General features: G+C 72.4%; 17 protein-coding genes. 8 read left to right on the top strand and 9 right to left on the bottom strand.

Annotated features, from left to right (window positions below; genetic code table 11):
• Positions 1-16: 16 nt before the first annotated feature.
• The gene (locus IFU19_RS03610; protein WP_191916579.1) at positions 17-1696 is read right to left on the bottom strand and encodes a glycoside hydrolase family 13 protein; all 1680 of its coding nucleotides are present in this window, start codon (positions 1694-1696) and stop codon (positions 17-19) included.
• 459 nt (positions 1697-2155) lie between these two features.
• Here IFU19_RS03610 and IFU19_RS03615 point away from each other — a divergent pair, with 459 nt between their 5' ends.
• On the top strand, positions 2156-2680 hold the full coding sequence (locus IFU19_RS03615; RefSeq protein WP_192012941.1) for an adenine phosphoribosyltransferase: 525 nt from the start codon (positions 2156-2158) through the stop codon (positions 2678-2680).
• Between the two features lie 185 nt (positions 2681-2865).
• On the opposite strand, the gene IFU19_RS03620 is transcribed toward IFU19_RS03615, so the two are convergent.
• From IFU19_RS03620 to IFU19_RS03630, 3 genes are read right to left on the bottom strand one after another with little or no spacing between them, the layout of a single operon-like run.
• A complete protein-coding gene (locus IFU19_RS03620) occupies positions 2866-4776 on the bottom strand; it encodes an FAD/NAD(P)-binding protein (protein WP_192012942.1) in 1911 nt (636 codons plus the stop codon).
• Positions 4773-6161, bottom strand: coding sequence for an NtaA/DmoA family FMN-dependent monooxygenase (locus IFU19_RS03625; RefSeq protein WP_192012943.1), 1389 nt, complete (start codon positions 6159-6161; stop codon positions 4773-4775). The genes IFU19_RS03620 and IFU19_RS03625 overlap by 4 nt, the downstream gene beginning before the upstream one ends.
• Positions 6158-7363: an LLM class flavin-dependent oxidoreductase gene (locus IFU19_RS03630; protein ID WP_192012944.1), complete on the bottom strand. Its 1206-nt coding sequence runs from the start codon at positions 7361-7363 to the stop codon at positions 6158-6160. Before IFU19_RS03630 ends, IFU19_RS03625 begins: the two co-directional genes overlap by 4 nt.
• Before the next feature lie 359 nt (positions 7364-7722).
• Between IFU19_RS03630 and IFU19_RS03635 the strand changes: the two genes are divergently transcribed.
• The 6 genes from IFU19_RS03635 (at position 7723) to IFU19_RS03660 (ending at position 15604) form a co-directional block, all read left to right on the top strand.
• Positions 7723-9138 carry an FAD-binding oxidoreductase gene (locus IFU19_RS03635; protein ID WP_192012945.1) on the top strand — a complete coding sequence of 472 codons (1416 nt, stop codon included), beginning with the start codon at positions 7723-7725 and terminating at the stop codon, positions 9136-9138.
• A 27-nt stretch (positions 9139-9165) separates the two neighbouring features.
• Entirely contained in the window at positions 9166-10821 is a 1656-nt protein-coding gene (locus tag IFU19_RS03640) for an ABC transporter substrate-binding protein (protein WP_192012946.1), read from the top strand.
• Between the two features lie 64 nt (positions 10822-10885).
• Positions 10886-11902: an ABC transporter permease gene (locus IFU19_RS03645; RefSeq protein WP_192012947.1), complete on the top strand. Its 1017-nt coding sequence runs from the start codon at positions 10886-10888 to the stop codon at positions 11900-11902.
• A complete protein-coding gene (locus IFU19_RS03650; protein WP_055832059.1) occupies positions 11899-12747 on the top strand; it encodes an ABC transporter permease in 849 nt (282 codons plus the stop codon). The genes IFU19_RS03645 and IFU19_RS03650 overlap by 4 nt, the downstream gene beginning before the upstream one ends.
• A complete protein-coding gene (locus IFU19_RS03655; RefSeq protein ID WP_192012948.1) occupies positions 12744-14417 on the top strand; it encodes a dipeptide ABC transporter ATP-binding protein in 1674 nt (557 codons plus the stop codon). The genes IFU19_RS03650 and IFU19_RS03655 overlap by 4 nt, the downstream gene beginning before the upstream one ends.
• Entirely contained in the window at positions 14414-15604 is a 1191-nt protein-coding gene (locus tag IFU19_RS03660) for an aminotransferase-like domain-containing protein (protein WP_192012949.1), read from the top strand. The genes IFU19_RS03655 and IFU19_RS03660 overlap by 4 nt, the downstream gene beginning before the upstream one ends.
• A gap of 341 nt (positions 15605-15945) precedes the next feature.
• Here the strand turns inward: IFU19_RS03660 and IFU19_RS03670 are convergent, their stop codons facing one another.
• From IFU19_RS03670 to IFU19_RS03680, 3 genes are all read right to left on the bottom strand, one after another.
• Positions 15946-16575: a Fic family protein gene (locus tag IFU19_RS03670; RefSeq protein WP_191916852.1), complete on the bottom strand. Its 630-nt coding sequence runs from the start codon at positions 16573-16575 to the stop codon at positions 15946-15948.
• A 349-nt stretch (positions 16576-16924) separates the two neighbouring features.
• Positions 16925-17935 (bottom strand): LLM class flavin-dependent oxidoreductase, encoded by a 1011-nt coding sequence (locus IFU19_RS03675; protein WP_192012950.1) that lies wholly within the window; start codon positions 17933-17935, stop codon positions 16925-16927.
• On the bottom strand, positions 17932-18648 hold the full coding sequence (locus IFU19_RS03680; RefSeq protein WP_191916224.1) for a GNAT family N-acetyltransferase: 717 nt from the start codon (positions 18646-18648) through the stop codon (positions 17932-17934). The genes IFU19_RS03675 and IFU19_RS03680 overlap by 4 nt, the downstream gene beginning before the upstream one ends.
• Positions 18649-18852: 204 nt before the next feature.
• Here IFU19_RS03680 and IFU19_RS03685 point away from each other — a divergent pair, with 204 nt between their 5' ends.
• A complete protein-coding gene (locus IFU19_RS03685) occupies positions 18853-19371 on the top strand; it encodes a GNAT family N-acetyltransferase (protein WP_191916223.1) in 519 nt (172 codons plus the stop codon).
• A gap of 158 nt (positions 19372-19529) precedes the next feature.
• Here IFU19_RS03685 and IFU19_RS03690 read toward each other — a convergent pair whose 3' ends face one another.
• Together IFU19_RS03690 and IFU19_RS03695 are read right to left on the bottom strand one after the other, a co-directional pair.
• Positions 19530-20105, bottom strand: a complete 576-nt coding sequence (locus IFU19_RS03690; protein WP_192012951.1) for a GNAT family N-acetyltransferase — start codon at positions 20103-20105, stop codon at positions 19530-19532.
• Between the two features lie 59 nt (positions 20106-20164).
• The gene (locus IFU19_RS03695; RefSeq protein ID WP_192012952.1) at positions 20165-21139 is read right to left on the bottom strand and encodes an ABC transporter substrate-binding protein; all 975 of its coding nucleotides are present in this window, start codon (positions 21137-21139) and stop codon (positions 20165-20167) included.
• Positions 21140-21189 lie beyond the last annotated feature (50 nt).

Below are 21189 nucleotides of genomic sequence, written 5' to 3' on the forward strand. Positions count from 1 at the left end.
TGCGGATGCGGGCGGCTCAGGCCGCCGCGATCCACACGGTCGTGTCGGTGGGCAGGCGCTCGCCGTCGAGGGGACCGCTCGCGATGAGCACCTCGCCCGCGGGCAGCTCGACCGGGGAGTCACCGAGGTTGGCGATCACGGTGAGCGTGCCGTTGCGCAGCGCCACGACGTCGTCGCCGTAGCCGTCGAGCCACTCGATGTCGCCCGCACCCAGGCCGCGCGCGCGGCGCTCGGCGAGCAGCGCGCGGTAGAGCGTGAGGGTGGAGGAGGGGTCGTCGACCTGCACGTCATGCGCGAGCTCGGCCCACTCGGCGGGCTGCGGCAGCCAGGCCTCGCCGGTGGTGTTGAAGCCGTACGCGGGGGCGTCGGCGGTCCACGGGATCGGCACGCGGCATCCGTCGCGTCCGTAGCGCTCGCCATTCGTGCGGAACCAGGTCGGGTCCTGTCGGGCGTCGTCGGGCAGGTCGATGACCTCGGGCAGGCCCAGCTCTTCGCCCTGGTACAGGTACGACGAGCCCGGCAGGGCCAGCATGAGCGAGGTGGCGGCGCGGGCGCGGCGCAGGCCCTTCACCGGGTCGGGCTTGCCGGGGGACTTCGGGCCGATGCCGGCGCCCTGCGGGTTCTCGGCCGTCAGCGCCAAGCGCGAGGCGTGGCGCACGACGTCGTGGTTCGAGAGCACCCAGGTGCTCGGGGCGCCGACGGCGGTGTACTCCGCGATCGACTCCGTGACCACGTCGCGCAGGGCCGCGGCATCCCAGGTCGTTTCGAGGTAGTGGAAGTTGAACGCCTGATGCATCTCGTCGGGACGCACCCACAGCGCCGTCTGCTTCACCGTCGGCAGCCACGCCTCGGCACAGAGGGCGCGGTCGCCGTCGTATTCGGCGAGCACCTCGTGCCAGTCGCGCCACACGTCGTGCACGCCCGGCTGGCCCCAGTACGGAACCTCGGCGGCGTCGCCGCCCATCGAGCCGCCCTCGGGGTCGGGCGTGAAGTCGGGAAGACCCTCGGCCTTGATGAGACCGTGCGCCACGTCGACGCGGAAACCGTCGACGCCGCGGTCGAGCCAGAAGCGCAGGATGTCGCGGAACTCCGCGCGCACCTCATCGTTGGTCCAGTCGAAGTCGGGCTGCGACTCGTCGAAGATGTGCAGGTACCACTGGCCCGGGGTGCCGTCGGCCTCGGTCACGCGCTTCCACATGCCGCCGCCGAAGACGCTCTCCCAGTTGTTCGGCGGCAGGTCGCCGTTCTCGCCCTTGCCCTCTCGGAAGATGTAGCGCGCCCGCTCGGGGCTGCCCGGCGCGGCCTTCAGCGCCTCTTGGAACCACACGTGCTGATCGCTGGAGTGGTTGGGCACGAGGTCGACGATGACCCGGATGCCGCGCTCGTGCGCACCCGCGAGCATCGCGTCGAAGTCGGCGAGGGTTCCGAAGATCGGGTCGACGTCGCGGTAGTCGGCGACGTCGTAGCCCGCATCCTTCTGCGGTGACCGCTGGAAGGGGCTGAGCCAGATGGCATCCACCCCCAGGTCGTGCAGGTCGTCGAGGTGCGCCGTGACGCCGGGCAGGTCGCCCAGGCCGTCGCCCGACGCATCCGCGAACGAGCGCGGGTAGATCTGGTAGATGACGGCGGTGCGCCACCACTCCGCGCCGGGCGCCGAGGCGAGGTCGGAGCGCGCGTCTTCCTGCGTGAAAGTCATGCGACCACGTTAGTGCAAGCGCTTGCAGTCCTGTGTCTCGACGGTGTCCCGGCGCCCCTTGCTCGTTGAGTGTCCGGAACACGCCGCACTCCCGGGCCCGTGCGCGGCGTGTCTTGGACGCTCAATAGGGGGTGCGGCGCGGGGCGGCCGGCGGGCGTCATGCGGGCGGCGGGGGTGGCGTCGTGCGGGCGGCGTTCGGCGCGCGCGCCCCGCGCTCCGCGCCCGCGCCCGGCGCTCGGTGCCCAGCGTTGAGTGTCCGGAACACGCCGCACTCCCGGGTCCCCACGCGGCGTGTCCTGGACTCTCGACAGGGGGCGGCGAACGCTCAGCGCTGGGCGCCGGATGTTGAGTGTCCAGAACACGCCGCTCGCGGCGGGGCGAGCACGGCGTGTTCTGGACACTCAACGAGGGAACGGGCGGGGAAGGGCGGGGGTGGAGCGCCGCGATTAGGCTGGCGCGGTGCCCGACGCCTCTGCTCTCGCCCGCGCTGAATCGCTCATCACGAGCATCCCCGACTACCCGAAGCCGGGGATCGTGTTCCGCGACATCACGCCGCTGCTGACGGATGCCGCGGCCCTGCGCACCGTCGTCGAGGCGTTGATCGAACCCTTCGCCGGCCGCTTCGACGCCGTCGCGGGGGTCGAGGCGCGCGGCTTCCTGCTCGCCGGCGCCGCGGCGATCGTCGCGAACGTGGGGCTCATGCCGATCCGCGAGGCCGGGAAGCTCCCCCGACCGGCCGCCGCGGTCGAGTACGACCTCGAGTACGGATCGGCGACCATCGAGATGCACGACGACAACGCCGCGGGTGCCCGTGTGCTGCTTCTCGACGACGTGCTCGCCACCGGCGGAACGCTCGCCGCCGGTCGCGAGCTGCTGCAGACGGTGGGCAGCGAGGTCATCGGCATCGCGACGCTGCTCGAGATCGACGGCCTCGGCGGTCGCGGGGTGCTCGGCGGCGACGTGCACGCGGTCTTCCACGTCTGACGCCGCCTTCGCCCCGCCTCGTACCCGCCCCCAGCGTCGAGTGTCCACAACACGCCGCGCGGCCCATCGCACGCGCGGCGTGTCTTGGACACTCAACGAGAATGTGCACCCGCACCCGCACCCCCAGCGTTGAGCGTCAACGACACGCCGCGCTGCCCACCCCGGGCGCGGCGTGTCTTGGACACTCAACGAGAGGGGGCCGTCGCGCGCCGCGGCACGCGCACCGACGCCACGGCATCCGCCACCGCTCCCGCGACCCGGTCGGTCTGGCGCAGGGGCAGGGCGTTCGAGTGGGGCCGCGTGAACGCCCCGGCCTCCATGGCCGAGGTGAAGGGACCGAGGGCGAACAGCGTCGCGTGGGCGGAGCCGTCGCGGGCGATCACCCGGCCATCGGCGTCGACGTCGATGCGGCCGAGCGACCCGGTGAACGTCGCGTCGCTGACCTGCACCTCGCGGCCGTGGCGGGTGGCCAACTCGCGCAGCGCCGGATTCTCGCTCGCGGCGGCCCCGCTGCCGGGGAGCCAGGCATCGACGAGGGTGGTGGTGACCAGCTCGCCGGGAACGCGGGGAGAGGATGCCACGAACCGGCCGTCCGCGATCCGAACGGCGACCTCGGGGCCGAGGAAGCGCACGACCCCGGCGTCGGCGAGGGCGCCGATCTCTTCCAGGCGGTGCGCGGGCGGGCCCGAGGCAACGTAGCTGAAGAACGTGTGCCAGGTCACGGGGAGGTCGACGGCCCGCGACCTGGCGCTCCACCGCTCGGTGGGGATGTCGGCCAGGGCCAGGAACGACAGCAGGATCGTGAGGAACAGCGCCTGCGCGGTGCTGCGTTCCTGCGTCGTGCGCAGCTGCAGGTCGTCGGCGATGTGGCGGCGCACGCGCCGGTGCACGTCGGCGGCGTCGACGAACGCCTCGTCGCCGAGCGGCACGTCGAGTGCGGGCACGTCGAAACGGTCGAGCGGGTCGGGCACGACGGCGGCGACCGCGCGGCGGAGGGCGGCCGTGTTCCCGTCGACTTCGCGCAGGATCGCGCGGAAGGCCGCCCACGTCGTCGTCACCCGCTCGGGGTGGCCGGTGAACAGCTCGCGGTAGTGCCCCCACACGAGCTCCCGCGCGACGAGCGGCCACACGTCGTCGAGGAAGTCGATCGTGCCCGGACGGGCGAGAAGATCGGCGATCGCGGCCGGGGTCAGCACCTCGCGCGTCGGCGGTTCGCCCTGTACCTGGGATGACACCTTCGAGCGGTACGGCACCCCGCGGCGGGAGCCGAGGTGCAGCCGCGGCTCCCGCCCCGACGGCTCGTACCGCAGCCGGCCGTCGGCGGTACGCGCGAAGCGGCCGCCGCGTCCTTCGGCCAGCAGCACGACGGCATCCACCGCCGCCAGGCCCATTCCGCGCACGATGACGTCGTCGCCGGGGCCGAGCACCGAGAGGTCGGCGTCGGCGGTGAACGACGGCGGCACGTAGGTCAGCCCGGTGTCGGCGGCCGCGATGAGGAGGTCGCGGGTCTGACCGTCGGGCTCGCGTCCGTTGTGACCCAGGGCGTACACGACGATGTCGGCGGGTAGACGGATGCCGTCGGCCAACGCCACCTCGTACCCGTCGACCGTGTCGTCGACCCACTGCACGGCGCCGCGGTGCCACCGCACCTCGACGCCCGGGGGCGCGATGGCGACCGTGCGCCGCCAGAACCAGTCGAGGTACACGCTCTGCAGCCGGCGCGTGGGGAAGCTGTCGCCGCGGAGCGCCTGCAGCTCGGCCGCGAGGTCGGGATCGTCGATCTCGACGTCGGGCAGCGAGCCCGCGCGGACGCGCTCGGCCCACTCGATGAGCGACGGTCCCGAGCGCACCGGCCCCGCGATCGTGCACGACTCGTCGGTGAACACCGTCACGTCGCGCGCCATCGAGTTGAGCTTGAGCAGGGGCGACTGCTCCCGCCGCCAGATGCGGCCGGCACCGGGCGGGTGCGGGTCGACGAGGGTGACGTGCAGCGCCGGGGTCGCGGCTTTCGTGCGCCGGGCGAGCAGGCGCTCGACGAGCATCACGGCGCGGGGTCCCGCGCCGACGATGACGAGCCGCGCCGCCCGGTCGCTCATCGCGCGGCGGCCGTCGCGGTGTCGTGCGGCCCGGGGGTGTCCGGAGCGCCCGCGACCACCGGCGGCAGTCCCAGCAGGTCGTGCAGGGTCGCGCCCTCGTCGTACGAGCGGCGGTACGACCCGCGCTCCTGCAGCAGGGGCACGACCTTCTCGGTGAACTCGTCGAGGCCGTGCGGGGTGACGTGCCCGACGACCGTGAAGCCGTCGGTCGCGCGCTCCTGCACGTACCGATCGATCTCGGATGCCACGTGCTCGGCCGTCCCGACGAAGGTGTGGTTCGCCGTCAGGCGGATGACGAGCTCGCGGATGCTGAGGTTCTCGGCCGTCGCCTGCGCGCGCAGCTGCGTCACGCGGGCGCGGATCGCCGCGTGGCGCCCGGCGAAGCCCTGCGCGGTCTCGACGCCCGTGTCGGGTTCGACGTCGGGCAGGGGGCCGTCGGCGTCGTACCCGCTCAGGTCGCGGTTCCAGATCTGCTCGAGGTAGGTGATCGCGGTCTGCGGCCGCACCTGGGCGAGCGCGATCTCGCGCGAGCGCTCGCGGGCCTCGGCCTCGGTGTCGCCGAGCACGAAGGTCGCCGCGGGCAGGATCTTCAGCGAGTCCTCGTCGCGGCCGTGGGCGGCGAGGCGACCCTTCACATCGCGGTAGAACTGCTGCGCGTCGTCGAACGCGGTGTGCAGCGAGAAGATCACGTCGGCGTGGGCGGTGGCGAAGTCGCGGCCGTCGGGGGAGTCGCCGGCCTGCACGATCACGGGCCGGCCCTGCGGGGAGCGGGGGACGTCGAACACCGCGTCGACGTCGAACAACCGCGTCTCGTGCCGGACCCGCGCGATGGCGTCGTCGCGCAGGAACGCCCCGGTCTCGGCATCCGCCACGATCGCGTCGTCGCGCCACGACGACCACAGCGCTTTCGAGAGTTCGGCGAACTCGGAGGCCCGCACGTACCGGTCGGCGTGGTCGAGGTAGCCGCCGCGGCGGAAGTTCGCCCCGTGGAACGCGTCGGAACTGGTCACGGCGTTCCACCCCGCGCGACCGCCCGAGAGCAGGTCGAGGGTGCCGAGCTGTCGGGCGAGCTCGTACGGCTCGTTGAACGTCGTGTTGAGCGTGCCGACCAGGCCGATGTGCTCGGTGACGGCGGCCAGGGCGGTGAGGATCGCGAGGGTGTTCGGGCGTCCCGCCACGTCGAGGTCGTGCAGCTGCCCGCGGTGCTCGCGCAGTCGCAGCCCCTCGGCGAGGAACAGGTAGTCGAAGAAGCCGCGCTCGGCGGTGCGGGCGAAGTGCTCGAACGACGAGAAGTCGATCTGACTGCCCGCGGCCGGGTCGGTCCAGACGGTCGTGTTGTTCACCCCGGGGAAGTGGGCGGCGAGATGGATCCGGCGGCGGGTCATGCGCCGACCTCCTGACGGGCGTAGCGGCTGGCGAGACGGGGGAGTCCGACGCGCTCGCGCAGCGTGGGCGCGCCGTCGTCGGGGAGCAGGATGCCGGCGCTCGCCGCCCGCGGGATGACCCGGTCGGCGATGGCCTCGAGGTCGGCCGGAAGGCGGGCGGGACGCAGGCGCACACCGTCGACCCCGGCGTCGGCGAGGGCGCGGATCTCGTCCACGACGTCGTCGGCGGTGCCCACGACCACGCGGGCGTCGGTGGTGAGCGGCGCGCGCTCCTGCAGGCGGTTCCAGACCGCGGCGGCCGCGGCGGGGGTCTCTTCGACGAGGACGAGCAGGTCGGCGAAGACGCGCAGGGGCTCGTCGAGCGCGCGCGCCGCGTCGGCGGCCTCGGCCAGCTCGCTCCGGATGCCGTCGACCGCGGCCGCATCGGCGGGCGTGACGAACACGAGGTCGGCGTGCTCCGCGGCGAAGCGGTAGGGCACGCTCTGGTGGGCAAGCGCGGTGACGAGAGGCTGCCCCTGGGGGGAGCGCGGCACGATCGAGGCGCCCGTGATCGAGAAGAACTCGCCCTCGAAGGCGACGTTGTGCACGCGGTCGCGGTCGAGGAATCTTCCCGATTCGACGTCGCGCACGATGGCGTCGTCTTCCCACGAGTCGGCGAGGCGGCGGATGACGTCGGCCACCTCGCCGGCCTCGCGGAAGGCCGCGAGCAGCGCCGGGTCGTCTTCGACGCGCCCGGATGACGGCAGACCCGTGGGTCCGTCGGCGCGGCGCCCGAAGTTCGCGCGCTCCTGCGCGGTGGAACCCGCCACCAGCCGCACGCCCCCGCGGCCCCGGCTGACGTGGTCGAGGGTCTGCAGCCCCGTGGCGAGGTGGAACGGCTCGGGGTGCGCGGTGGTCGCCGTCGGCACGAGGCCGATGCGGCGCGTGACCGGTGCCAGGAACGACGCCACCAGCACCGCGTCGAGGCGCCCCCGCACGCGGTCGCGCCGGGTCTCGGCATCCTGCTCGAAGGAACGGCCGCCGAGGCTCAGCGCGTCTTCGATCGTCGCGAGCAGCAGGCCCGCGTCGTCGGCCGTGCGGGCGAGCGCGCGCCAGTACGCCGGCGACGTCAGCTCGGCGGGCCGCGCCGTGGGCTCGCGCCAGGCGGCCGGGTGCCAGCCGGCGCCGTCCAGGGCGACGGCGAGGTGGATGCGGTCCGACATCGGGGATTCCCTCCGCGGCGGGTCCGTCCCGCCGAGACGCCCACTGTGCCGCCGCGGCCCTGTCGACACAATCGGGCGCGTCACACAGCGCCGCGAGGCGTCATGTTACGAGCGCCGCGGGTTCGATCCCCCTCCGCTCCGCCTCGCGGCGGGGCGGACGGCGGTGAGGCGCGGAACCTACCGTCCGCGGCGCGCGAGCGCGCGCCGGGGCGGCGACTGTGTCGCCCCGCGACGTAGCGAGTCCGACGGTGACGTGTCGCTACGGCCCGTGTCGCCCGAGATGAGCGTGCGGCCGCGGCCGCCTAGCTTCGGCCGGAGCGTGCAGCATTCCCACCCCCCCCATCGAGAGAGGTCCGCCCATGAGCGCCCCCGCCGCGATCGCCCCCCTCACGGGGCTCTCCGCCCTGTTCGACGACGTGCGTCGCGAGGCGTCGCGCATCGACGTGCGACCGCCGTCGGTCGAGACGGCGGCCTTCGGTCATGACGCCGGCACCGCGCCGCGCCGCGGGAGCGCGGCGCAGGACGGGCCCGCGGTCGCGTTCCCGTCCACCGTCGCCGAGGTGCAGCAGCTCGTGCGCCTCGCCGGCCGCCACGGCGTCAGCGTCGTGCCGCGCGGCGCGGGGACCGGCCTGTCGGGCGGTGCCGCGGCGGGCGCCGACCAGCTCGTGATCTCGACCGACCGACTCACCCGGATCGTCGAGGTGTCGCCCGCCGACGAGGTCGCCGTCGTGGAGCCGGGTGTGCTCAACTCCGCCCTCAACGAGCGCCTCGCCCCGCTCGGCCTCTTCTACGCCCCCGACCCCGCGAGCTGGCGCATCTCGACCATCGGCGGCAACATCGCCACCAACGCCGGGGGCCTGCGGTGCGCGAAGTACGGCGTCACCCGCGAGTCGGTGCTGGCCCTCGACGTCGTGCTCGCCGACGGCAGCCTCGTCTCGATCGGACACCGCTCGATCAAGGGCGTCACCGGTCTCGACCTCGTCTCGCTGTTCGTGGGCTCCGAGGGCGTGCTCGGCATCGTCGTCGGCGCCACCGTGCGCATCCGTCCGTTCCCCGTCGCGCGGCGCACGGTGACGGCGTTCTTCGACTCCACGGCCGCGGGGGCTGAGGCGATCGGGGCGATCACGGCCTCGCGCGTGCGGCCCAGTGTCATCGAGTTCCTCGACCAGCCCACCCTCGAGGGCATCGACGCGGCGAACGACTCCGGGCTCCGCGTCCGTGGCGCGGCCCTGCTGCTCATCGAGCTCGACGGGTTCGGCATCGACGAGCAGACGGCCGAGCTGACCGCCGCGCTCGAGGCCGTCGGCGCCCGCGTGCGGGTCGAGACCGACGACGATGCCGAGGGGCTCTGGGAACTGCGCCGCTCGGGCCGCCGCTTCGATGACGGCTCCTGGTTCGCCGGCGGCGACGTCGCCGTGCCGAAGTCGCGCATCGCCGAGATCTTCGCCGGCTTCCCCGAGATCGAAGCCCGCCACGGCGTGACCGTCAGCGCCGTCGCCCACGCCGGCGACGGCAACCTGCACCCGGTCGTCACCCTGCCCATCCCCGCCGACGCCGACCCGGCGGTCGTCCCCACGGCGGTGCACGACGCCGCCGACGATCTGGTGCGTGCCGCCCTCGCCGTGGGCGGCACGGTCAGCGGTGAGCACGGCATCGGCACGGTCAAGCGCGCGCTCGCCGCCGAAGAGCTCGCCGCCCGCGTGCGGGCGGCGCAGCTCGCGATCAAGGACGCGCTCGACCCGGCCGGCCTGTTCAACCCCGGAAAAGCCCTGTAACCCGTTCCCCACAGCTCGAGGATTCTCATGACCATTCGCACCCGCCCACGTCGACGCCTGCTCGGCGTCGCCTCCGCCCTCACCGTCGGAGCCATCCTGCTCAGCGGCTGCGGCGCGGCCTCGACCGCCGCCCCGTCCGCCGACGCCACCCCGAAGCCCGGCGGCGACCTGGTGTTCCTCATCGACTCGCTCGGTGCCACCTGGATTCCCAACAACAGCTCGATCTCGAGCTATCAGGGCAACATCTGGGGTCACCTGACCGACAAGCTCGTCTACGTCGACGCCGAGGGCACACTCAGCCCGTGGATCGCCGAGAGCTGGGACGAGAACGCCGACAAGACCCAGTTCACCCTCCACCTCAAAGAGGGCGTGACCTTCTCGGACGGCACGCCGCTGGATGCCGCCGCGGTCGTGGCGAACATCGACATCTGGGCGAAGGGCCGCCCCGACGAGGGCATCAACCGCATCGGCCTGTTCCCCTCGGCCAACTACCAGGGCGCGGAAGCCGTGGATGCCACCACGGTGACGGTGTCGTTCTCGGCGCCCACGCTGAGCTTCATCCCGACGCTGGCGTACCACGGCTCGATCCTGCTGTCGCCGACGACGCTCGCCCTCCCCGCCGACCAGCAGGCCGACCTCACGAACGACATCGGCAGCGGCCCCTTCACCGTCGAGAAGGTCGCCGACGGCGACAGCGTCGTGCTGAAGAAGCGCGACGACTACGACTGGGGCCCCGAGGCGATCGGACACGACGGCCCGGCCTACCTCGACACCATCACGTACAAGCAGGTGGCTGAGCCCTCGCTGCGCACCGCCTCGGTCGAGTCGGGCCAGGCGCAGGTCGCGTACAACGCCAGCCCGCAGGACCTCGACGCGCTGAAGGGCGAGGGCCTGACGGTCGAGACGCCGCGCTACCTCGGCTTCGTCAACGGCTACGCGCTGAACACCACGGTGGCGCCGTTCGACGACGTGCGCGTGCGCCAGGCGGTGCAGCACGGCATTGACCGCGACGAGATCCTCTCGACCGTCTACACCGAGGACTGGCTCGGAGCCGAGTCCTTCATCCAGAGCACGGTTCCCGAGGCGACCGATCGCAGCGCCGACTTCGCCTACGACCCCGACGAGGCGGCATCCCTGCTGGACGCGGCCGGATGGGTGAAGGGCGCCGACGGCGTGCGCACGAAGGGCGGACAGAAGCTCGCCTTCACGCTGTACCCGAACCCCTACCTCCAGGCCTCGCAGTCGGTCGACGAACTGGTCGACCAGCAGCTGACGACCCTCGGTTTCGAGGTGAACCTCGAGACGTACGACGTGCCGACCTACGGCCAGAAGGTCATCGGAAACGCCGCCGTGCCGGCGACCGAGATCACCCGCAGCTTCGTCGACGTCGGAACCGTCGCCGGCGTGCTCACCTCGCAGAAGAAGGGAGACGAGGACTGGTTCAAGGTCGGCACCTCGGATGTCACGCTCAACGACCTCGCCACGCGCATCGCCACGGCCACCGACCGCGACGCCCGTGCCGCGGTGGCCGACGAGCTGCAGGGCTACGTGCTCGATCAGGGCTACTTCGTCCCGCTCACCCAGATCGTGCAGCGCGTCTACGTGCAGGCCCCCGAGGTCAGCGGCGTCACCTACAACGGCCTCGCCTACGCGTACTACCTGGACGCCTGGCTGAACGACTGACCTCGGCCGCGGGGGCGGGTGCACGGCATCCCTCCCCGCGGCGTCAGACAGAGAGGAAGAGAACATGCTGCGCATCTACGGCCGTTTCGCCCTGCGGCGCACCGGTCAGGCGATCGTCGTCGTCGTGCTGGCGTACCTGTTCACGTTCGTCGTGGTCAGCATCCTGCCCGGCGACCCCGTGACGAGCACGCTGAGAAACCCCGACAACGGGTTCACCGAGGACGACATCGCGCGCATCGTCGCCTACTACGGGCTCGATCAGCCCTGGTACGTGCAGCTCGGCTCGTCTCTCGGCCGATTCGTGGTGGGTGATCTCGGCGTCTCGCTGCGGTCGAACCTGCCCGTCGGCACCCTGGTGTTCGACGCCCTGGGCTCCACGCTGAGCCTCGCGGCGGCCGCGCTCCTCGTCGCGATCGTGCTGGCCGTCGCCATCGCGTACGGGACGCAGTTCCTGCCCCCGCGCTTCGGTCAGGGCGTGCTCCGCTCGCTGCCGTCGCTGTTCCTGTCGGTGCCGAACTTCGTCATCGGCCTTCTGCTCATCCACGTCTTCGCGTTCGGCCTCGGACTGTTCAGCATGATCGACACCGAGACGCCGTGGGGCACCTTCTTCGCGGCGGTGGCGCTCGGCATCCCGGTGTCGGCGCAATTGGCGGAGGTGCTCATCGCCTCGCTCGACCACGAGTCGCGTCAGGAGTACGTCGCCGTCGCGCGATCGCGGGGGCTGCGGTCGGGGGCCCTGTTCCTCCGGCACCTCGCCAAGCCGTCGGCGTTGCCGACGGTGACGGTGCTCGCGTTGATCGTCGGTGAACTGCTCGGCGGCGCCCTCATCACCGAGGCGATCTTCGGCCGCGTCGGCATCGGCACCCTCGTCGAGTCGGCCGTCGCGAGCCAGGATCTGCCGGTGCTGCAGGCGGTGGTGTCGCTCGCGGCCGTGGTGTTCGTCGTGGTGAACCTCGTCGCCGACCTCGCGTACCCCCTGCTCGATCCCCGCGTCTCGGTGGGTCCGTCCGGGCGCCCGGCCGTCAGCGCTTCGCGCGAGGACCCGGCGCCGCTGCTCCGCGAGGAGGTGGGGATCGTATGACCGCCGCATCGCTCCTCGCGCCGCGGGCGACGATCGCCCGGGTGCGCGGCATCCGTCTCTCCGTTCCGATCGGCGTGATCGTGTCGTTCGTCGTCGTGGCCGTCGTGCTCGCCTGGTCGCTCGCGCCCACGCTGTTCACGACCCAGAACCCCGCACAGGGAGTCCCCGCCGACAAGCTGCAGGGCCCCAGCGCCGCGCACGTGCTCGGCACCGACCATCTCGGTCGCGACCTGTTCGCGCGCATCGTCTTCGGCGCGCAGTCGTCGGTGACCAGCGCCCTCGTCGCCGTGACGATCGGGGTGGTCGTCGGTGGACTGATCGGTCTGCTCGCGGGCTTCCTCGGGTCGTGGACCGACGTCGTGCTGGCGCGCTTCGTCGACGTGCTGCTGGCGATCCCCGCCTTCCTGCTCGCCGTCGTGATCGTCAGCTCGCTCGGCTTCCAGACCATCAACGCCGCGATCGCCACGGGGGTGTCGGCCGTCGCGGTGTTCGCGCGCGTCATGCGGGCGGAGGTGCTGCGGGTGCGCTCCTCGGTCTTCGTCGAGGCCGCGCGTCTGCAGGGCGGCTCGAACCTGCACGTGCTGTTCCGGCACGTGCTGCCCAACGCCTCGCGCTCGCTCGTTCCGCTCGCGGTGCTGCAGTTCGGCCTGTCGATCCTCGTCATCGCGGGGCTCGCCTTCCTCGGCTACGGCGATCCGCCCCCGGCATCCGACTGGGGTCTGCTCATCTCGGCCGGCAAGGACTACCCCCGGGCGCCGTGGCTGGTCGTCTGGCCTGCCCTGGTGACCGTGGCGACCGTGCTGTCGATCAACCGCATCAGCCGCTGGCTCCGGAGGACGTCATGACCACCACCCTCGCGCTTCACCCCGAAACGGTCGTGGCGACCCCGCCGCTGCTGCGCGTGCAGGATCTCTCGGTCTCGTACGGCCGCACCCCCGTGGTGCACGACGTGTCGTTCTCGATCCCGCGCGGCGGCAGCCTCGCCCTCATCGGGGAATCGGGCTCGGGCAAGTCGACCATCGCGCGCTCGGTGCTCCGGCTCCTCCCGCGCGGCACGGGCCGGGCGCGCGGACGGGTGGCGTTCGCCGGCGACGACCTGCTCGATCTCTCCGAGGCGCGGTTCCGGCCGTACCGCGGGCGCCGGATCGGCTTCGTGCCGCAAGACCCCGCCCACGCGCTCAACCCCGTGCGCACGGTGGGGTCGCAAGCGCGCGAGGCGGCCGCCCTGGCCGGTCTCGCCGACGCCCGCGCGCAGCGCGTGGCGAGCCTCGACGTGTTCGCCCGCGTCGGCCTGCCCGATCCCGCCCGCGTCTACGACTCGTACCCGCACCAGCTGTCGGGCGGCATGCTGCAGCGTGTGCTCATCGGGCTCGCCGTGCTGCCGCGGCCCGAGCTGCTCGTCGCCGACGAGCCCACCAGCGCGCTCGACGTGACGATCCAGAAGCGCATCCTCGACCTGCTCGACGACCTGCGCACCGAGGACGGCATCGGTCTGCTGCTCATCACGCACGACCTGGCGATCGCCGCCGAGCGCACCGACGAGATCGTCGTGCTCAAAGACGGACGCGTGCAGGAGGCCGGCTCGACCCGCACCGTCTTCGCCGCGCCGACCTCGCCGTACACCGTGCAGTTGCAGGCCGATGCGCCCGCGTTGAACCCCGACCGCTACCGCGGCGACGTCGTCGACCGCGGGGTCGACGAGTGGACCACCGACACCGCGTCGGCCCGCATACACGTCCGCGACGTGTCGAAGAGCTTCGTCGTCGACGGGACGCCGCGCCCCGCGGTGTCGGGGGTCTCGTTCCGCGTTCCGGCCGGAACGACCCATGCCCTCGTCGGAGAGTCCGGCTCCGGCAAGACCACGACGGTCCGCCTGCTCCTGGGGCTGGAGAGCCCCGACGCCGGGGAGATCCTCGTCGACGGGCAGGCGGTGACGGGCCGCACGGAGCAGGAGCTGCGCGGCATCCGTCGCCACCTGCAGCTGGTGTACCAGAACCCCTTCACCTCGCTCGACCCCACCTGGAGCGTCGCGCGCCTCGTGCGTGAACCGCTCGACCGCTACCGCATCGGCACGCGCGCGGAGCGCTCGACCAGGGTGGCTGAGGCACTGGATGCCGTGGGCCTGCCGCCCGAGCTCGCTCGCCGTCGCCCCGACGCGCTGTCGGGCGGACAACGCCAGCGCGTGGCCATCGCCCGTGCCCTGGTGCTCGAGCCCGACGTCATCGTGCTGGACGAGCCGACCTCGGCCCTCGACGTGACCGTGCAGGCCGGGGTGTTCGAGGTGCTCCGCCGCCTGCAGCGCGAGCGCGGTCTCACGTACCTCTTCGTCTCGCACGACCTCGCGCTGGTCCGGCAGATCGCCGACACCGTCTCGGTGCTCAAGGACGGTCGGGTCGTCGAGGCCGGCCGCGTCGCCGACGTGCTCTCGCACCCGCGCGAGCAGTACACGCGGGCGCTCGTCGAGGCCATTCCCCGTCCCCTGGCCGCCCTGGCCCGACCCTCGGAGTCGTCATGACCCTCCTCGTCCCGTCCCGTCCCGCGCTCATCGAGGCGTTCACCGTCCCGAAGGGCTTCGGCGACCAGACCCTGCGCGACCGTCGACCCGATGCGATCGAGCTGCTCGGCGGCATCCCGGATCCGTCGGTGCTGCCGACCGCCGAGCTCGCCGAGGCGACGGCCCGCGTGCTCGCCGCGCCCGGGGCGCCGTCGCTGCAGTACTCCCGCACCGAGGGGATCCTGGCGCTGCGGGAGTGGATCGCCGCCCGCGAGGGTGTCGCCGTGGAGCGGGTGCTCATCACCAACGGTGGCTTCCACGGCCTCGCTCTCGCGGTGCAGACCGTGCTCGAGCGCGGCGACCTCGTGGCCGTCGACAACCCGGTGTTCCCGCTGTTCCTGCGCGGCCTCGAGCTGGCCGACGCGCGGGTGCTGCCCATCCGTGTCGGGGCCGAGGGGCTCGACGTCGACGAGCTCGCCTCGCACCTGCGCGCCGGTGCGCGCCCCGCCGCGGTGTACACGGTGCCGGAGTTCCACAACCCGTCGCAGTCGTCGTTGCCGACCGAGCGCCGTCGCGAACTCGTGGCCCTGGCCGAGAGGTTCGGCTTCGTGGTCTTCGCCGACGACCCCTACCGCGAGCTGCGGTTCCACGGGGAGCCCGAGTCGGTCGCGCCCTTCCACGACTCCGACCACGTCATCCACGTCAACACCTTCACCAAGACGCTCGGCCCCGGCCTGCGCCTGGGGTGGGTCGTGCTGCCGGAGCGGTTGGTCCCGGATGCCGTGGCCCTGCGCAGCCGCCAGGACTCGCACTCGTCGACCTTCGTGCAGGCGGTGATCGCCGAGCTGCTCACGAGCGACGCCGGGTTGTTCGACCGCGTGCTCGGGCGGGCGCGGTCGCTGTACCGCTCGCGCGCCCGGGCGCTCGCCGATGCTCTGGAGGCCGAGGCCCCGGGGGTGTTCGACGTCACGGTGCCCGACGGCGGGCTGTTCCTCTGGCCGCGGCTGAACGATGAGGCGATCGATGCCGACCGGCTCGCGGCCGACGCGAGCGCCGAGGGCGTGGAGTACCAGCGCGGGTCGTTCTTCGTCTCCGGCCCCGGAACCGACGCCGACCGGCACCTGCGTCTGGCCTACGGCGACACCGACGAAGACGACCTGCGCACGGCCGCAGCGCGCCTCGCGCGGGCGGTGGCGCGGCAGCGATGACGCGGGGCGCTCCGGTGCGCGCAGGGTCGGTGCCGGCGTCGCGCGAGGTGGCGCGGGCGGCGCCGGCGGGTGTGCGCAGGGTCGGCGATGTGCACAACCTCCGTTCGGTTCGGCGGATGCCGGCTGAGGTTGTGCGTATCGCTGAGGTTATGCCCGCGGCGCGGCGGGGCTCACGGCGTCGGGCTCCACCCCAGCAGCGGCCCCAACCGCCCCGCGATGTCCTCGAGGATCTGCGCGTAGTCGTCGGGTGCGAGGTCGAACGGCAGGGCGAAGGCCACGCGACGCGGCGGCTCGCCCCGGCAGCGGTGCGGCAGGGGTGAGCCCGAGAGAGAGGTTGCTCGTCAGGCGACCTCGGTGACGGGGATGAACGCCGCCAGCCTGGATGCATCTCTGGTCTGGTCGTAGTCATGCAGCAGCGTGACGTAGGACTTTTTATCGATACTCCAGTCGTAGGTCGACAGCGTCTCCGACGGGCTCTGGGCGGCGTAGTGGACGAGGTCTGCGAGAAGTCGGGTGGTCCGGCCGTTGCCATCGACGAACGGATGGATCCGCACCACGTCCGCGTGAACGGCGATCCCGAGTTGTCGTGGGCTCCAGTCGTCCGTGTGCGTCCACCGGTACAGAATCGTGTCGAGTGAGGACCGCAGCTCCACGGAGATGTGTACGGGATCGATGCCCACGCTCTTCTCGGTGAGGCGGTAGACGCCAGCCCACTCCCAGATGTCTTCGTAGAGCCGGCGGTGAAGCTCACGCACGAAGGCGTCGCTCAGCAGCTCAGCGAGGGCCAACTGGCCCGATACGACCGCAGTCGCGAATTCGAGACCCACTTCGTCGCTGATCGCCTGCTCCGCGTCGTAGATGTCGGCCCGTGTGGGGTCGACCCCGAGGAGAGCACGGGCATCTGAAGTCAGCGCATCTGCCTCATCCGCATCGAGCGGAGTCTCGCCGTAGCCGGGTTCGAGTGGGGTCACGCTGAGCGACGGGACGCGAGAAACTTCTGCACATTGGCAGAGCGCTCGTGTCCGGCGGGGACGGCTCGTCGCTCCAGCGCAGCACTCAGGCGAGTTGACCGCTCGACTGCGCGGCGGAGGGCATCGGGGTTAATGTTTCTGCTCACGATGGCTCCTTTCTCGCCGTGTCGGATCCCTTGCATTCTACGCGCCAGCGCGGAGCTGGGGCCAGGTATGTCGCGAGCCGATCGATGTCCGCCCGCCATGTCGGCATCCGGAGGTTGTGCCCACGTCTCGTGCTCGCCGATGTCGCGCGCGATGCCGAAGATGTGCGCACATCGCTGAGGTTATGCCCGCGGCGCGGCGGGGCTCACGGCCCCGGCGCCCACCCCAGCAGTGGCCCCAACCGCCCGGCGATGTCCTCGAGGATCTGCACGTAGTCGTCGGGTGCGAGGTCGAACGGCAGGGCGAAGGCCACCTCGTCGATCTCGGCGAACGACGCCGTCGCCTGCAGCTGTTCGGCGATCTGCTCCGAGGTGCCGACGAGGTCGGCGGCGAACAGCAGCCCGCGGGGACCCTGGGGGATGCCGACGCGTCCGCGCCGCGACTCGGCGTAGGCCTCGTATCGCCGACGCTGGTCGGGGGTGGCGGTGTCGGTGGGGACCACCACGAGACCCTGTGACACGCGGGCGTTCTCGCCGTCGGCGTGCGTGTCGCGGTACAGGCGGATCTGCGCGTACTGCTCGGTGTCGAAGTCGGTCGACGTCGTCGACTGGATGACGCTGCTGGTGAGCAGGTGGAAGTCGTTCTCGGCCGCCCAGGTCGTCGAGGTGGGGCTCCCGGCGCCGTACCAGAGCCGGTCGGCGAGACCCGCGGAGTGCGGTTCGATCCGCTCGGAGTATTCCTCGATGCCCTCGGTGCCTGCGAACGGGCTGACGGCCTCGCCTGCGAGGAAGCGGCGGAGCCGCGCGAGACGCCCGTATCCGAAGTCCTCGTGGTCGGACGTGTCGGGGTACAGGGCGGCGGCGATCTCGTCGAGCCGGCGCGGCGGACCCACCGAGAAGCCCGGCTCGAGGCGTCCACCGCTGAGCACGTCGACGGTGGCCAGGTCTTCGGCGAGGCGGAACGGGTTCTCGTAGCCGAGCGGGATGACCGCGGTTCCGAGCCGGATGCGACTCGTGCGCTGGGATGCCGCGGCGAGCACCGCGACGGGGGAGGACAGGCCGTACTGCAGGTGCCGATCACGCAGCCACGCGCTGTCGAAGCCGAGGCGCTCGCCGCGCTCGATGATCGACAGGGTGGTCTCGTGTCCGGTGCGCGGGTCGTCGCGGTCGAAGAGGCCGATGGTGAGGAAGCCGAGGGAGCGGAGCGCGCGGGTCACGCCGGCGTCCGCACCGAGACGAACCGGTTCCGCCGCCGCAGCGCGAAACCCAGGCGCTCGTACGCCGCGATCGCACCGACGTTCGTCGCCGCCGCGTGCAGCAGTGCGCGGTCACCGCGCTGCTGGATGTGGAACGCCACGTCGAGCACGAGGCGCGAGGCGAGGCCCTGGCGCCGGTGATCGGCATCCACCGCGACGGCACTGATCTCGGTCCACCCCGTGGGGTGGAGGCGCTCGCCGGCCATGGCCACCAGACGGCCTTCGCGACGGATGCCGATGTATCGACCGAGCTCGTAGGTGCGGGGCCGGAAGGGGCCGGGCTGATTGCGGTCGACGATCGCGATCATGTCGGCCGCGTCCGCGGCATCCAGTTCGATCGCTTCGTCATCGGGACGCGTCCGCAGGGCGTCGGTCTCGACGAGCTGCACCCCCTCGCCCCCGCCGAGGTACTCCCACCCCTCGGGGAAGCCGCCCTCGTAGCCCGACAGGCCGACGTCGGCGCCCGGTCCGACGAGGTCGCGCAGGGCGTCCCAGACCTCGGGTTCGTCCCACGTGCGCACGGCGACGAACGGCGCGACGTCCTCGGGATACCGGCGGACGAGGTCGCCGCCGATGGCGAACGAGGAGTGCGGGCCGGCCAGGGAGTGCCAGGCGGCGTTGTCGAGGACGGTGGCGTCGGCGTGGGGGATGTCGAGGAGCGATGCGGAGGTCACCGGGACACTCTGCGCCGGTCGCGGCGGCCGTGCAAGCCGGGGGTCACGAGACGCAACGGGACCACCCCACGATGACGGTGTGTGAAGACGTTCGACGCCCGGTGACGGTCGCCGACTCCGCGTTGCGAGTGGCGCCCGCCGAAGTGTTACCCGCGGTTTCCGGTGCCGGGGGAGAGTCGCGAGGAGCGGGGAGATACTGACGGGATGACGGCGGTGGACAGCACGTGGACGATCGAGCGGGTCGACTGGCACGACGAGCGTGCGGTGGCGTTGCGCGCCGCGATGGATGACGAGATCGCCCCGCGGTACGCCGACGCGTTCGCGGCGTTCGATGACCACACGCGCGCCCTGCTGGCCGAGGACTTCGCGGTCGATCCCGCCACGATCGTCGACGTGCTGCTCGTGCACGACGGGTCCGGCGAGCCGGTCGGCCACGCGGCGCTCCGCGCCCTCGGCGGCGAGCTCGAGGTCAAGCGCGTCTTCGTCGATCGCCGCGCCCGCGGGCAGGGGGCGAGTCGCGCGCTCATGGCCGAGCTCGAGCGCATCGCCCGGCACCGGGGCGCGTCCCGGCTCATCCTGCAGACCGGCGACCGGCAGCCCGAGGCCATCGCGCTGTACGAGCGCATCGGGTACCACGCCATCGACACCTTTCCGCCCTACGTGCGGTTCCCCGCCTCGCGGTGCTTCGCGAAGCCGCTGGCCGCGGGATCGTCGGCCGCGTGACCGACGAGACCCTCGACGTCGCCGTCATCGGCGCGAGCGCGAGGCGGCCCGCCCGAGCGCGGGGGTTCGGGGCGCGAAACGTGCAGTGGGGCGGACAATGACCGCCCCGCTGCACGAACCCCGCCCCGAACGGTGCGGGGCGGGTCGCACCAGCGCCGTCAGAGGTCGTACGCGAACGCCCGCAGATCGAGGAAGCGCCCGGGCTCGACCTCGACCGGATGCTCGCGCTCGGTCAGCCGGCGGAAGCCGAGCTTGAGGTACAGCGCGTGGGCGCCGAGCATCTCGGGGCCGCTGTTCATCACGACGCGCTCCGCCCCGCGCGCCCGGGCCAGCCCGATCACGTGACGGGTGAGGGCCTCGCCCACGCCGCGCCCCCGGGCCGTCGGCGCAACAGCGAGCTGACGGAAGTCGAGCTCGCCCTCGACCGCGAGCGGAGACAGGCGTTCGCCGGGCCGGGGCGTCCAGACGGTGCCCACGATCTCGTCGCCGTCGAGGGCGACCCACACCTCGCCCTGCGCGACCCGGGTCGCAACGTCGGCGAGCGACGCGAGGTAGCCCGCGGTGAGCCCCTCGTAGCTGTGGCGGTAGGCGTCGGCGGTGAGGCGCCCGGCATCCGCGTGCTCGTCGGGCGCGACGAGGCGGATGGTCAGGGCGGGGGCGTCGGTCCGGGCTTCGGCCGGCGCGAGGGCGTCGCCGGCGCCCGCGGCGCGGTCGGCGGGGAGCGAGGTGGTCATGGCATCCCTTCGAGGAAGCGAGAACGCGGCCCGGTCTCGAGGACCGGGCCGCGTTCAGGTCAGGACTTCGGGAGTCCGGGCGGGTTGATCTGCGAGGTCTCGATGCCCTCGGACTCGAGGTTCCACACCTTCAACACGTCGGCGTACTTTCCATTCCGGATGAGCTCCTCGAGCGCGACGTTGACCGGCTCGACGAGCCCGTTGCCCTTCTTCGTGCCCGCGGCGATGTCGGCCTGCAGCGGCCAGCCGCCGGGGACGATCCCGACGATCTTGGTCTCGCCGGTCTCTTTCGCCGCCCACGCGGCGGTGGCGTTCGGACCGAAGGTCGCGTCGACGCGGCCCGACTGCAGGGCGAGGGTCGCCGCGGCATTGTCGTCGTAGTAGTTGAGCTCGGCGGGGGCCTTGCCCGCGGCCGTCAGCTCGGTGTTCCAGCTCAGCAGCACCTTCTCTTGGTTCGTGCCCGATCCCACGACGACCTTGAGGCCCGAGATGTCGTCGGCCTTCTCGATCTTCTCGATCGCGCTGTCGGAGCGCACGGCGAAGCCGAGCAGGTCCTGCCGGTAGCTGGCGAAGTCGTACAGTTCCTTGCGCTCCTCGGTCACGGTGACGTTCGAGGTGATGAGGTCGTACTTGCCCGATTGGATGCCGAGGGGCCAATCCGCCCACGCCACCACGACGGGGTTGTACTCGAGGCCGAGGCTCTCGGCGATGAGCGAGCCGATGTTGGGCTCGGTGCCGGCGGGCAGCGTCTCGCCGTCGGGCACGTAGCTCAGCGGCGGCACGAAGGCTCCGACCGCGACGGTGAGTTTGCCCGGCTCGATAGGCGCGAAGCCGCTGGCTTCGAGCGCGGCGACGGCGTCGGGGATCGGATCGGTGTGCACCCACTCGACGGCGGGGGCGGATGCCGAGGGCTCCGGCGCCGCGACCGCTTCGGCCGGGCGGTTGATGCCGAGGGCGACGCCGCCGCCGACGACGGCGACGACCGCCGCGGCGATCACGCCGATCGCGATGCTCTGCTTCTTGCTGAGGGCCATGCTGTGTCTCCTTGTGAGGGGTGGATGCCGTGGCGCCGGTGTCGCGTCAC

The organism is Microbacterium sp. CFBP 8794 (assembly GCF_014841235.1).
In the GTDB taxonomy this organism is placed as follows: domain Bacteria; phylum Actinomycetota; class Actinomycetes; order Actinomycetales; family Microbacteriaceae; genus Microbacterium.

Bases quoted from the DNA above. Each gene is read 5' to 3' on its own strand.
- IFU19_RS03645 (WP_192012947.1), top strand. From the start codon at position 10,886: ATGCTGCGCATCTACGGCCGTTTCGCCCTGCGGCGCACCGGTCAGGCG.
- IFU19_RS03640 (WP_192012946.1), top strand. From the start codon at position 9,166: ATGACCATTCGCACCCGCCCACGTCGACGCCTGCTCGGCGTCGCCTCC.
- IFU19_RS03630 (WP_192012944.1), bottom strand. From the start codon at position 7,363: ATGTCGGACCGCATCCACCTCGCCGTCGCCCTGGACGGCGCCGGCTGG.
- IFU19_RS03650 (WP_055832059.1), top strand. From the start codon at position 11,899: ATGACCGCCGCATCGCTCCTCGCGCCGCGGGCGACGATCGCCCGGGTG.
- IFU19_RS03660 (WP_192012949.1), top strand. From the start codon at position 14,414: ATGACCCTCCTCGTCCCGTCCCGTCCCGCGCTCATCGAGGCGTTCACC.
- IFU19_RS03635 (WP_192012945.1), top strand. From the start codon at position 7,723: ATGAGCGCCCCCGCCGCGATCGCCCCCCTCACGGGGCTCTCCGCCCTG.
- IFU19_RS03655 (WP_192012948.1), top strand. From the start codon at position 12,744: ATGACCACCACCCTCGCGCTTCACCCCGAAACGGTCGTGGCGACCCCG.
- IFU19_RS03625 (WP_192012943.1), bottom strand. From the start codon at position 6,161: ATGACCCGCCGCCGGATCCATCTCGCCGCCCACTTCCCCGGGGTGAAC.
- IFU19_RS03620 (WP_192012942.1), bottom strand. From the start codon at position 4,776: ATGAGCGACCGGGCGGCGCGGCTCGTCATCGTCGGCGCGGGACCCCGC.
- IFU19_RS03690 (WP_192012951.1), bottom strand. From the start codon at position 20,105: ATGACCACCTCGCTCCCCGCCGACCGCGCCGCGGGCGCCGGCGACGCC.
- IFU19_RS03685 (WP_191916223.1), top strand. From the start codon at position 18,853: ATGACGGCGGTGGACAGCACGTGGACGATCGAGCGGGTCGACTGGCAC.
- IFU19_RS03695 (WP_192012952.1), bottom strand. From the start codon at position 21,139: ATGGCCCTCAGCAAGAAGCAGAGCATCGCGATCGGCGTGATCGCCGCG.
- IFU19_RS03610 (WP_191916579.1), bottom strand. From the start codon at position 1,696: ATGACTTTCACGCAGGAAGACGCGCGCTCCGACCTCGCCTCGGCGCCC.